Source organism: Malaciobacter halophilus (assembly GCF_002837275.1).
In the GTDB taxonomy this organism is placed as follows: domain Bacteria; phylum Campylobacterota; class Campylobacteria; order Campylobacterales; family Arcobacteraceae; genus Malaciobacter; species Malaciobacter halophilus.
On sequence record NZ_NXIF01000018.1, the window covers coordinates 15,181 to 28,120 of the forward strand.

At 26.1% G+C, this 12,940-nt stretch carries 13 protein-coding genes and 1 pseudogene; 6 read left to right on the plus strand and 8 right to left on the minus strand.

Translation table 11 applies throughout. The features are described from left to right. Positions 1-2 precede the first annotated feature (2 nt). The 7 genes from CP960_RS04810 to CP960_RS04840 form a co-directional block, all read right to left on the minus strand. Complete coding sequence (locus tag CP960_RS04810; RefSeq protein ID WP_101184254.1) at positions 3-734, minus strand: ATP-binding cassette domain-containing protein; 732 nt, start codon at positions 732-734, stop codon at positions 3-5. After that, positions 722-1,504 (minus strand): ABC transporter permease, encoded by a 783-nt coding sequence (locus CP960_RS04815; protein WP_101184256.1) that lies wholly within the window; start codon positions 1,502-1,504, stop codon positions 722-724. Before CP960_RS04815 ends, CP960_RS04810 begins: the two co-directional genes overlap by 13 nt. 2 nt (positions 1,505-1,506) lie before the next feature. Continuing rightward, positions 1,507-2,481 (minus strand): ABC transporter substrate-binding protein, encoded by a 975-nt coding sequence (locus CP960_RS04820; RefSeq protein WP_101184258.1) that lies wholly within the window; start codon positions 2,479-2,481, stop codon positions 1,507-1,509. Between the two features lie 148 nt (positions 2,482-2,629). Then, positions 2,630-2,926: a hypothetical protein gene (locus CP960_RS04825; protein ID WP_101184260.1), complete on the minus strand. Its 297-nt coding sequence runs from the start codon at positions 2,924-2,926 to the stop codon at positions 2,630-2,632. A gap of 58 nt (positions 2,927-2,984) precedes the next feature. Further along, positions 2,985-4,514 (minus strand): sensor histidine kinase, encoded by a 1,530-nt coding sequence (locus CP960_RS04830; protein WP_101184262.1) that lies wholly within the window; start codon positions 4,512-4,514, stop codon positions 2,985-2,987. Then, positions 4,514-4,951 (minus strand): NUDIX domain-containing protein, encoded by a 438-nt coding sequence (locus CP960_RS04835; RefSeq protein ID WP_101184264.1) that lies wholly within the window; start codon positions 4,949-4,951, stop codon positions 4,514-4,516. Before CP960_RS04835 ends, CP960_RS04830 begins: the two co-directional genes overlap by 1 nt. Before the next feature lie 8 nt (positions 4,952-4,959). Beyond that, positions 4,960-5,547: a DUF134 domain-containing protein gene (locus CP960_RS04840; RefSeq protein WP_101184266.1), complete on the minus strand. Its 588-nt coding sequence runs from the start codon at positions 5,545-5,547 to the stop codon at positions 4,960-4,962. Positions 5,548-5,670: 123 nt separating this feature from the next. Between CP960_RS04840 and CP960_RS04845 the strand changes: the two genes are divergently transcribed. From CP960_RS04845 to CP960_RS04860, 4 genes are all read left to right on the plus strand, one after another. Further along, positions 5,671-5,883, plus strand: a complete 213-nt coding sequence (locus tag CP960_RS04845) for a DUF4492 domain-containing protein (protein ID WP_101184268.1) — start codon at positions 5,671-5,673, stop codon at positions 5,881-5,883. 1 nt (position 5,884) lies between these two features. Further along, complete coding sequence (locus CP960_RS04850) at positions 5,885-7,411, plus strand: cytochrome ubiquinol oxidase subunit I (protein ID WP_101184270.1); 1,527 nt, start codon at positions 5,885-5,887, stop codon at positions 7,409-7,411. Beyond that, entirely contained in the window at positions 7,411-8,544 is a 1,134-nt protein-coding gene (gene cydB / locus CP960_RS04855) for a cytochrome d ubiquinol oxidase subunit II (protein ID WP_101184272.1), read from the plus strand. The genes CP960_RS04850 and cydB overlap by 1 nt, the downstream gene beginning before the upstream one ends. 117 nt (positions 8,545-8,661) lie before the next feature. Continuing rightward, on the plus strand, positions 8,662-9,102 hold the full coding sequence (locus tag CP960_RS04860; protein WP_101184274.1) for a NifB/NifX family molybdenum-iron cluster-binding protein: 441 nt from the start codon (positions 8,662-8,664) through the stop codon (positions 9,100-9,102). Positions 9,103-9,117: 15 nt separating this feature from the next. Here the strand turns inward: CP960_RS04860 and CP960_RS04865 are convergent, their stop codons facing one another. Further along, complete coding sequence (locus tag CP960_RS04865; protein ID WP_101184276.1) at positions 9,118-11,034, minus strand: mechanosensitive ion channel family protein; 1,917 nt, start codon at positions 11,032-11,034, stop codon at positions 9,118-9,120. Positions 11,035-11,314: 280 nt separating this feature from the next. Here CP960_RS04865 and CP960_RS04870 point away from each other — a divergent pair, with 280 nt between their 5' ends. Continuing rightward, positions 11,315-11,716 (plus strand): hypothetical protein, encoded by a 402-nt coding sequence (locus CP960_RS04870; protein WP_101184279.1) that lies wholly within the window; start codon positions 11,315-11,317, stop codon positions 11,714-11,716. Between the two features lie 163 nt (positions 11,717-11,879). Continuing rightward, positions 11,880-12,940, plus strand: a pseudogene (locus CP960_RS04875) (methyl-accepting chemotaxis protein); the annotation flags it as partial.

Here is a 12,940-nt window from a genome sequence, read left to right on the forward strand (position 1 = left end):
AATTATCCTTTGAAAAATGTATCAATTATATATTTGTTGTTTAAAAGTTTTGCACTTGTTTTATATACAAAGTTAGTATCTCTTAAACTTTTTTGTTCATCTATTTTAAAACTTTTAATTATTCTTCCTGGATTTGGCTCTAAAACCAAAATCTCATCACTTAATTTTACAGCTTCCATTAAATCATGAGTAATAAATAATATACTGAGGTTTTCATTCTCAACTAAGTTGATTAAATACTCTTGTAACTCTTTTTTTAAACCAATATCAAGTGCAGAAAATGGTTCATCTAAAAATAAAAGTTTTGGATTTATCACTAAAGCTCTTGCAAATGAAACTCTTTGTTTCATCCCTCCACTTAAATCTTTTGGAAATTTATCAAAATCCTCTTGTTTTAATCCCATTTTAATTGCAATATTTTCTGCTTTTAATAATGCTTCTTTTTTATTTATATTTTTTGCTAATAAGCTTAAGCTTATATTGTCAATAACATTTTTCCATGGAAGCAATCTTGTATCTTGAAAAGCAAAAGAATAATATTTAAAAGAGTTATTAATCTCTCCTTGCTCAATATTTAAAATATTTGCACATAATTTTAATAAAGTACTTTTGCCTCCACCACTTGGCCCAACTATTGATAAAACATGACCTTTGTTTAAAGTAAAGTTTATTTCATCTAATACTTGTGTTACTCCAAAAGAGAATGATAAATTTTTCACCTCTAGTCTCTCCATGATTCAACCTCTCTTTTAATTGGTTCTAATATGATATATTCAATAAATAAAAGTGAACCAATCATTATTATTACTAAAGCTAAAGCTGTTGGGGTATCAAGTAAACTTCTTGCAATTGCTAATTGTGCACCAATACCACTATTTGAAGATAGTAATTCAGCCATAACAATTATTTTCCAACTCATTCCTAAAGCACTAACCCAAGCAGGAAATACATAAGAGAAGATGTGTGGAAAGTATATGTCAAATAATTTCATTTTAAAAGGTAGATTAAAACTTTGTGCCATCTCTTTTAAATCTGAATCTAAAGTTCTTGTACCTTGTAGAGATCCTACGAATATAATAGGAAAAGATGCTATAACAACAGTAAAAATAACAGTTTTATCACTTATCCCAAACCAAATCATTGCAAGTACTATCCAAGCAATTGGAGGCATTCCTACTAAAATAGTAACAATTGGTCTACTCATAATAGATGCAGTTACAAAAAAACCTGCTAATACTCCAAGTATTGTTCCAATAATTAAGGATAAAAAAAAACCATAAAATGCTCTATAAATAGTCAATTTTATTTCACCATAAATTATTTCATCATTTAAAAGCTCATATAAAGTTATGAATGTCTCTTTAGGTGAAGGTAATACTAATGTTCCATAAAGTTGATTTGCCATATCCCAAAGTGCTATAAACAAAAAAATAGATGCAATAGAGGTTAATCCACTAAATAGATATTTAGGAAAATCTTTTAATATTTTAAATATAAATTTCATATTTAATCTTTATAGTAAAAATTAGAATCTGGAAGTTTACTTCCAATTAGTTTGGGATTACTTTGCATCAAAATTTTGAAAAATTCTTCAATATCATCTTTTGAATCAATTGCTTTTTTATATTCTATATCTACATATTTAATAGAATCAGCTAAACCTTTTTCTTCAAGCATCTTTAAATTTGCAACAGTTAATTTTGAAGCTTTTTTAGGATTATTTTTATACCAGTTAAGAGATTTTATATACTCTTGTTCAAATCTTTTTATTAAGTATTTATTCTTTGATAGTTTACCAAGTATAGCAATTCCTGCTTGAGGAACTTGTTCTTTTGTATTAAAAGTTTTTCCCCATTCTTCCTGCAGATTTACACTTCTATATAAATCAGGAGCAACAAGTTTTAAAGGAAAAGATTTTGTTTTTCTTAAAGCAATAGATATAGCAGGTTCTGCAAGTAGTGCATGATCAACTTGTCTTAAAATAAGCATTTGCATTGCATCAATAGGAGAACTTGCATATCTAATTTTAAAATCCTTGTGAATATCCATTCCTTGATTTTTTATAAGCTGTGTTAATACAATATCTGGCATGTCTTGTCTAAAAGGAACAACTATTTCTTTGTTTTTAAAATCTTTTAGTGTTTTTAAATTATTATCTCTACTTATTAAACCAAGTATCCCCCAAATTGAAACTCCAAGTAGTTTTATATCTTGGTTTTTATTGTATAAATTTGCAGCAACATTTGTAGGTATTGCTATAATGTCAACATTGTTATTTAATATTAAACTTCTTAGTTCATCAGGATTTTTCCAAAGTTTAAACTCTAAATTATTTGTTACATCATTTAATGCATTGGTTTTTATCATATGGAAAAATGGGTGTGAAACCGTTGCAATAGGACCTGCAACAACTATTTGGTTCTCTTTCGCAAAACTAAGTTGAAATAAAATAATAAGTAAAACTAATAATTTAAAATGCATTTTTATCCCTAAAAAATAAAATTTAAAGAAGTATAACAAAAATGATTTTAATTATCATTGATATAAATCAATAAAAATATAATTATATTTTAAAAGAGTATAAATATAAGTTTAGGTTATAAAAGTAAGATTTTATCTAAAGATAAAATTATTTATCTTTAGAAGGGAGGTATTTAAAAAATAGGTATAAAATTCCTACCATTATAATTACAATAATTACTGATGTAAAAGATAGTTCTACTTCTGCACTTTGTCCTTTTACATAGTTTTTAGGCATAAATAGGAACATTGTTGATAAAAGCATAAATGAAGCAGTTGCTATGGCAATTAAGTGAGCAAAAACCATATGTATTTTAGTAATATAAAAGTCTTTTACTAATTTCCATGTTGTAAATGAAGCAGTAAATACTATTATTAGTACTATGATTTGGTCATAATTTCCCATGATTTTCCTTATATTAAAGTAATTAATTTTAGGTATTAAGGCCTTAAATGAACCTTATTTATAAAGGAAGAGTTATTGTAAATTTTGCTCCTGTGTAGTTTTTCTCTTTGTATTGTAGTTTATAGTTTTGAACTTTTATATTACCATTTAGATGATTTGTTATAATCTCTTTACTCATATACAAACCAATTCCTGTGCCTTTTTTTTCATCTTTTGTTGAAAAATAAGCATCAAATATTTTATTTATATACTCTTCTTTTATACCACCTGCATTATCAATTATTTCAATAATTAGATTGTTTTTATCTTTTTTTGTATTAACAAATATTAGTTTTTGTTTTAAATTTGTCTCTTCTAAAGCATCATTTGCATTATTTAAAATATTTAAAATCACATGAATTAATTCATTTTGTAAAGAGTATATTTTTACACTATGTATATTTTTAATTATTTTAATATGTCTATTTTTGAATTTTGAAGATAAAAGTGTTAGTGTTTTTTTTATTGTATTTTTTATATCAAACTCTTCTTCAATCTTTTTGGATTTAAAAAAGTTTTTAAAATCATCAATTGTTTGTGAAAGATGATTAGCTGAGTCTAAAATTGCATCTAAAAACTCATTTAGACTTTTATCTTCTAATATTCCAAACTCTTTTTGCATTTTTATTCCACTAGCACTTACTGTCATTGTAGATAAAGGTTGTCGCCATTGATGTGCAATGCTTTCTATCATTTCTCCCATAGCAGCCATTTTTGATTGTTGGTATATGATTTTCTCTTTTTTTTCTTTCTCTTTTTCTAAGGCAATTACTTCAGTTACATCTATAACAACTCCAATTAGTCCTATTACTTCGCCATTTGAATTAAAATAAGCAGATTTATAAAAAACAACATCAAATCTTTTATCCAGACTTTTATTATAAACTTCAGATTGATAAATTTGTGGATTTTGTTCAAGGCTTAATACTTTTTTATCTTGCTCAAAATATATTTTTGCAATATCATTTGGAGCTACATCAAAAACAGATTTATTTAAAACACTATCTTTATCAATTCCTGTTAACTTTTCCCATGCTTTATTGCAACCTAAATATTTGCCATCTTTATCTTTATAAAATATTGCAGTAGGATTACTTTGTAATAATGTATCTAAAAATATTTTTTGATTTTCAATCTCTGATATTTTGATATTTATCTCTTCTTCTATTAAAATCTCTTTTTCTATTTTTGTTGTTATATCTCTTGAGATACTAAATACATAGTTTTTATTATTTATTCTTTGAAGGCTATTGTGTGATTCCAAATAATATTTTTTTCCAGATTTTGAAAAATATTTTGAAAATGTAGAGCTTTTTTTACTCTTTTTTATATCTTCACAAATTTGTTTAAAAGGTTTATTTTCTAGTGGTTTTCTTATTTGACTAATATCTAATGTTTCTAAATCTTTTTTTGAATATTCAAATTTATCTAAAAACATCTCATTTGCATATACTATTTTTGTATTATCTATATCAATTACAAATATCATATCATTTGCATTGTAAAAAAGTTCTAGTAAGGTTTCAAGCTCTAGTTTCTCACTTTTCATTATATACAGCCTTCTTTTTTTAGAAAATCTTTTATTATTTGTTTATGGTCAAATACAAGTTTATCAAAAGGAATTTCATCTAAATTATAAATTTCAATACTTTTTGCATCATCTGCTGCAATTGGTTTTCCATAAGCTTTGCAAATATATGTACAAGATACACAATGAAATCTATTATCTCTTTTAGGGTCTGAGTATACTCCTAAAAGTTTTTGAATAGTTACATCTAAACTTACTTCTTCTTTCATCTCTCTTTTTAAAGCATCTTCAACTTTTTCACCAATATCAACAAAACCTCCAGGTAAAGCTAGACCTAATGGAGGATTTTTTCTTGTAATAAAAACTATACCAATAAAATTTTCATTTTTATCATATAGTTTTATGATGCCATCTGTTGCTAATAAAGGAGTTTGAATTGTATTGTTTTTATTAATCATTTTTTCTCTTAAATTGGTATATTTGCTAAATCATCAAATTTGATTCGTTTTTTTAGTATAGTATAAATGCCTTTAGATAATAAAGAGTTTTTTAAACCTGCACCTACTTCACATGCTAAAAAAAAGTTAACATTATGTTCTACTAACAGTTTTGGTAAAATCATACCAGGTTTTTGTTTTTGAAAAAAGACAGGGTTTTCAATACTTTTTAAAAGTTTGTACTCTTTGTGTAAAATTTCAAAGATTAAAATATATTTGCCTTTTGCAGTACAGTTTGAAAGTGTATCTTCATCATCACTGCAAACTGCAACCAAGTAACTGTCTTTTTGGTCATGAATGTGCAATTTGGCACCACCAATTAAACTATTTGCAACTTTGTGCCTAGCATTTCTAATGATTCTAGAGAATGTAGGTCTTGATACATTCATTTTTTTTGCAGCATCTTCTTGATAAAGTCCTAATAAATCCATAAGATATATTGCTTCAATCTCCTCATGTAATAAAGCTATTTCATTATTGTTTTCTATTTCAGTTTGACCAAACTTTTTAAATAGGGGTTTGAAGTTTAACTCTCTTTGATTTTTATCTCTAGCCATTTAATTCCTTCTTATATAAAAAGATATTTTATCATAAATTTCATAATTTTGCATGTAAATTATTGACATATGTTCAAAAAAGTTGTAAAATTCTGAACATATGTTCAATAAATGGAGAGCATTATGAATTATTTAAAGTCAGTTTTTAACCTATATTATGAGGGTTTTAGAAACTTAACAGTTGGAAAAAGTTTATGGAAAATAGTAATCATAAAATTAATTACTATTTTAGTTATATTAAATATTTTTGTTTATGACAAAAGTTTTAAAAGTGAGTATAAAACAGAACAAGAAAAACAAGATTTTGTTTTTAAAAATATGACGAAAGGAAATTAATATGGAAGAGAGTTTAGTCGACTGGTCAAGAGCTCAGTTTGCACTAACTGCAATTTATCACTTTTTATTTGTTCCTTTAACTTTAGGATTATCTTTTATTATTGCAATAATGGAAACTATTTATGTTAAAACTGGGCAAGAGAAGTATAAAAAGATGACTAAATTTTGGATGACTTTATTTGCAATCAATTTTGCAATTGGAGTTGCTACTGGTATCATTATGGAGTTTGAATTTGGTACAAATTGGGCAAATTATAGTTGGTTTGTTGGAGATATTTTCGGCGCACCATTGGCAGTAGAAGGAATTTTAGCATTTTTTATGGAGTCAACATTTTTTGCTGTAATGTTTTTTGGGTGGAATAAAGTATCAAAAGGTTTTCACTTATTATCAACATGGCTAGTTGCAATTGGTTCTAATTTAAGTGCTTTTTGGATTTTAGTTGCAAATGGATGGATGCAATATCCTGTTGGAATGAAGTTTAACATCGATACTGTTAGAAATGAGATGGTAAATTTTTGGGATGTTGCTTTATCTCCTGTTGCAATGAGTAAATTTTTGCATACGGTTGGAAGTGGATATGTAATAGGAGCACTATTTGTTGTTGGAATAAGTGCATGGTATTTATTAAAAAGAAGAGAGATTGCCTTTGCTAAAAACTCTATGATTATAGGTGCAACTTTTGGACTTATAGTATCATTATTTCTAGCTTTAAGTGGAGATGAATCAGCACATCAAGTTGCGCTAAAACAACCTGTTAAATTGGCAGCTATGGAAGGACTTTATGAAGGTAAAGAAGATGCTGGAATTGTTGCAATTGGTCTTTTAAATAGTAAAAAAACAGTAAATAATGATGAAAATACGTTTCATTTTGAATTAGAAATACCTTATGCACTTTCACTTTTAGGTTACCATAATCCAAATGCTTTTGTTCCTGGATTAAAAGATTTGGTACATGGAAATGAAAAACATAATATTGAGAGTGCAAAAGAAAAAATAGCTAAAGGTAAGATTGCATTAGAAGCTTTTAAGCAGTATAAAAAATATAAAAAAGAGGGTAATACTAAAAAAGCTGATGATGCAAAGTTTGTTTTAGAAAGTTATGTAAACTATTTTGGTTATGGTTACTTAGATAAGCCAACAGATATTATTCCTCCTGTTGCATTAACTTTTTATTCATTTCATATAATGGTTACACTTGGTGGATGGTTTATTTTACTTTTTGCAGTTGTTTTATTTTTACTTCTAAAAAAAGATATTACAAAACAAAGATTTTGGTTATATGCAAGCATGTACTCTATTCCATTAGGTTATATAGCAGCTGAAGCTGGATGGATTGTAGCAGAAGTTGGAAGACAACCTTGGGCGATTCAAGATTTGATGCCTGTAGGAATTGCTGCAACAAATATAGCAACAACAAATGTACAAATAACTTTTTGGCTTTTTGCCTTTTTATTTACAGCTTTACTAATTGCTGAATTAAAAATTATGGCAAAACAGATAAAAATTGGTCCAAATGGAGGTCACTAATGTTTGAAAATTTAACATATTTACAGCTTCAGCAATATTGGTGGATAATAATTTCACTTCTTGGAGGATTATTTGCATTTATGATGTTTGTTCAAGGTGGACAAACTTTACTTGGTAAAATTTCTAAAGGTGATGAAACTTTAAAAACAATGTTAGTTAATTCACTAGGTAGAAAATGGGAATTGGGATTTACTACATTAGTTCTATTTGGAGGAGCTTTATTTGCTGCTTTTCCTCTGTTTTATTCTACTAGTTTTGGTGGAGCTTATTGGGTTTGGATGGGAATATTATTTTGTTTTATTATTCAAGCAGTTAGCTATGAGTTTAGAACAAAACCAAATAATTTCTTTGGTCAAAAAACATATGAAACTTTTTTATATATAAATGGAAGTTTAGGAGTTTTTTTATTAGGTGTTGCAATTGCTACATTTTTTAGTGGCTCAGAGTTTTTTATAGATGAAAGAAATTTCTCTTATTGGCAAACGAGTACAAGAGGATTAGAAGCATTAACAGACCCTTTTAATGTACTTTTGGGAATTTCACTTTTATTTTTAGTAAGAATTAGTGGAGCAATGTATTTTATAAATAATATTGACAATAATCTAATTAGAAAAAGAAGTGTCAACTCTATAAAAATTGACATGATAATATTTTTAGTATTTTTCTTAAACTTTTTATATATGCTTTTTACAAGAAGTGGTTTTGCATATGATGAAAATGGTCATGTTTTTATAGAAAAATATAAGTATTTAAATAACTTTTTAGAGATGCCTTTTATTGGAGCTATTTTTATAATTGGTATTTTACTTGTGATTATTTCAGTTTTTAATACTGTTGAAAAGCAAAAAAGTTGTTGTATAAAAACAGGAGGAGTAGGAATAGTCTTAACTGTTATGGCACTATTTTTAAATGTAGGATTTAATGGAACATCTTATTATCCTTCAGTTTTTGATTTACAAAGTTCTTTAACAATAAGAAATAGTTCAGGAAGTGAATATACTTTACTTGTGATGAGTTATGTTTCACTTATGGTGCCATTTGTTCTTGCTTATATTACATACGCTTGGTATCAAATGGATAAAGTAAAAATTACAAAAGAAGAGATTACGTCTAAAGACGCACATAATTACTAGGAGGTAAAATTGGATTATACAAGTTCACTGATTTGGCTTAGTGTATGGCCATTTGTAATATACACAGCATATAGATTTTGTTTTAAAAACGCACAAAAATTTGACGAGGAGTTTTAAATGTACGCATTTCCAGTAAAAACAGCAAAAGAGAACAGCGCAGTTGCACCATCATTTTGTAAAGCAAAATATTTTGCTTTTTATGATGGAGAAAATTTAAGTATTAAAAGAAATGAAAATACTTGTGGTAGAAGTGTTATGGAATGGCTTTTACAAAATAATGTAAAAAAATTGATTATTAAAGATATTGGAAGAAATCCATATAAACTTGCACAAAAAAACAATTTTGAGTTTTATTATGCAGGAGATGAAAGAGTAGAAACTTTTGAGATTTTAGATAAAATCAAAACTTCAAAACTTGAGAAATTAAGTGAGCAAAAGCTTCAAGAGATTATTGAAAATCACAATGGAACTCATCATAATGCCCATGAACATAACCATAATCATGGACATGGACATTCTCATTCGCATAAAAATAAAAACTCTTTTGTTTTTATGTAAGTTATAAAAGAAGAGTTAATTCTCTTCTTTTTCTAAAAATATTGTTTGTGTAGGGAATGCAAATTTACAATGATTTTTTTCAACAAGTTGTGAGATTTGTACAATTACATCTTGTTTTGTTTCTAACCAATCTTCCCAGTTTGGACTTCTACTAAAGCAATATACTAAAATATTTACAGAACTACTATCATACTCATCAATATAAACTAATAAATTATTTTTTATTCCCATTAAATCTTCTTTTTTTAATAAGTATGGTTTTTTATCAATATTTAATCTTGATGTGGCAATTTGTGGATGCTCTTGTAGCATCTCTCTAATATCATTTACTAAGTTTTCAATATCACTCATTTTACTATCGTATGTGATATTTAAAGTCATTTTTATTCTTCTTCCAATAACTCTTTTAGACCAGTTCAAAATAGCCATATTTGCTAGTTCTGCATTTGGTATAGTAATCATACCATTTGCAAAAGTTCTAATTCTTGTAGTTCTCATTCTAATATCAACTACTGTACCTTCTACATTTCCTGCTTGAATCCAATCCCCTTGAGAAAAAGAGTTATCTGTAATAATATTTAAAGAACCAAAAAAGTTTGAAAGAGTATCTTTAGCAGCAAGTGCAACAGCAATACCACCAATACCTAGTGAAGCAATAATTGCTTTAATATCAAAACCTAGTTGTACAAGTAAAAAAAGAGCAACAAATATAAGAATAAGAATTTTAATAATTCTTAATATAAAATCTACCATCTCTTTTCTCATATTTGGGTATTGACTAAATATCTTATCAGAAGATTCATTTATGTAGTTTGTTAATATTCTGTAAAACATAAAACTAAATAGTGCTAAATATGTTGTATTAAACCATGGTATTAGTTTATTTATTAGTTGTGCATCATCTATTAATAAAAGAAGTGAGACTTGTACAGCAAATAAATATACAATAATAGACATAGTAAATCTAAAACTTCCTGGAATAATATCAAGAATAGAAATATCTAAAGTTTTGATTTTTACTGATAGTTTTTTTGTAAATAGTTTGGCTAAAAAAGGGAGAACTTTTTTATTTATAATCATAAATAAAAATAGAATTATTAGTAAGATTACAATTTTTCCAATAGAAACATGAAAGTAGTAATCTAAAGTTTCTGAAAAATGTTTAATATGTTCATTTGAATCAATTTTTTTGATTACATATTTTAAACTTAAATCATCAAGAATAAAATTACTTGGTCTGTACTCATTCATATTTGTTTTTAAATAGTTATAGACTAAAAGATGAGCTTTAATTTGATTTTTTAGTGTTAAAAAAGACTCTTTAAAAGCGTTTGATACTGGGTCATTTTGAATTGACACTTCATTATATGTATCTTGAAAAGGTTTTATGTCTATTTTTTTTAATCTTTGTATTTGAGTATTTAAAAGTGAAACAAAAAACTTTTTATCTTTAAAAGAGTTTTTACCATCTATGATAGAGTTAATTGTATCTGCAAAAAATTTTCTATTATTTAAAATAGAAATTTTAAGCATATCCCTTGATACAGCAAGGGCATTATCATATTTTGAATTTATATTTATTTTACTATTTAAAAATCTTAACTCTTTTTGGTATTGATTTACATTGAATGGATAAAATATTTCGTCATTAATATTTTTTGTAATTTTTTTTATTTCACTTTCAACTTTTTCAATTTGCTGTACAGCTTGCTTTTTAAACTCTTTACTTTGAACTATTTTAATAATAATGCCTAAATCATAATAATGCATTGACCTTTTATCTTTACTAGAAAAAGAGTCTTCATCTAATTGTTGTGCATCATTTGATAAAGAAGTGCTTTGTTCTTCAGTAGTAGTATTATTTATACTAGGCTGAGTGGCAGCTTTAATAAGAGCAGTATTTGCAAAAAGATTGATACTTAATACACACAATAGTATTATTCTTACAAATTTTGTTTTGATATTAAATCCTTTTTAGAAATATTTGTTATTATACATAAATGAAGTTTATTATAAAGTTTAGTTGTGATTAAAAAAGCAGATTTTTTAATCTGCTTTTTTTAGGAAGAACAATGAATGTATATCATAGATAAAGTTCGCGCTTCTTCATCTACTTATAGTAAAATTATAACTTATACAAATTAACTAAACAAAAACAAATAGTTAATAAAAAGTTAACATATAAAAAAGTTATTTACAAAGGAAAGTCTAAATGCAAATAATACTTTTTGTTTTAATACTTATTATTCTTGGTGCAGTTGTATATCAAAAATTAAGAAAAAAGTACAGTCCACTTCAAATTTTGATGGGAACTGTGTTTGTGTCTATTTTTTTTACAGGTTTGATTTATGTTTTTAATATAAATGAAGGTGGAATTAAAGATGCTTTTAAATCAAAATATAAAGAGGTTTATGGGCATAAAATTTCAAAGTTGAGTGCTAGTATTATTGATAAAGGTAAGTCTTTGGGTGCAAATGAGTACTATTATAAATTTGTATATATTACAAAAAAAGATAATAAAGAGTATGTTTGTGAAGCAAATGAAGTTTTTGTTCAATTAATTGAAGATGAGTATGTTTTTAAAGAAATCAAAGAAGAGTGTAGAGAAAAGTGACAATAATATAACACTAAAAAATCAATTTTTTACAATTTAATTGAAAAATTTAGTGTTTTATTTGATTATTTTAGATAAAAATATGTAAAAGTGGCATAATAAAAGATAGTTATAATTATAAACACTATATAATCCCCTATAGATATTATTTAAAGGAACATCCATGCTAAACAATATATCAACAAGAAAAAAGCTTATGTTTTTTCCTGCACTTTTTATTTTAAATATAATAATTGCTGGAATGCTTTATTCATATTTTAATGCTAAAGTAAAACATACTACAGAAGCACAAATTAGTACAGAAGAGTTTATTCAAGACCTATTAAAAGGTAGAATATCGGTTTATCAATTCTTAAGAGTATCAAATGAACAACGAGCTCAAAAAGTAAGAGATGATTTTGCAAATCTTGATTCTGAAGTAAAACAATTACAAGCAACACTTACAGAAAAAGAGAATATTAAACTTGCAGATAAAATTTTAGAACTTTCTGCTTTATATGTAAAAGATTTTGATTTGTTTTCAAAAGAGAAAATTAGAACTTATAATGAAGGAACACAAGCTGAAAGTGCCGAAGCTAAGAGGCTTATACTAGAAATGAGGAAAATTGCTCTTGAACTAGAAAAGACACTAAATGACATAAACAAAAGAGCAATTAGCCTAAAAGAGGATGCAAGTAGTACTTTAACAACTGTATTATTAATCTTAGCAATTGTATCTTCGATTTTATTTATTTTGTTCTCTGTGGCATTATCTTCATTAATTGTAAATACATTAAATGATTTTAAACATGGGTTATTATCATTCTTCTCATTTTTAAATAGAGAAACAAGTGATGTAAAAGCTTTAAATGCAAAAGGAAGTGATGAATTTGCACAAATGGCAAAAGTTGTAAATGAAAATATTACTTTAATTAATGAAGGTCTTAAAAAAGATAATCAAGCAGTTGAAGATGCTTTAAAAGTTGTAGAAAAAGCAAAACTTGGTTATTTAGATGTTCAATTACAAACACAAGCAAATAATCCTCAATTGTTACAATTAAGTGAAGCCTTAAACTCTATGCTTAGAAATATTAAACGAAATACTGATTCTATTTCAGTAGTGCTAAAAGAGTTTAGTAATTATAAATTTACAAGCAAAGTAGATAGTAGTGGAATACAAGGAGATATGAAAGAGTTTATAGAGAATGTAAACTTCTTAACAGGAGAGATATCAGGACTATTAAA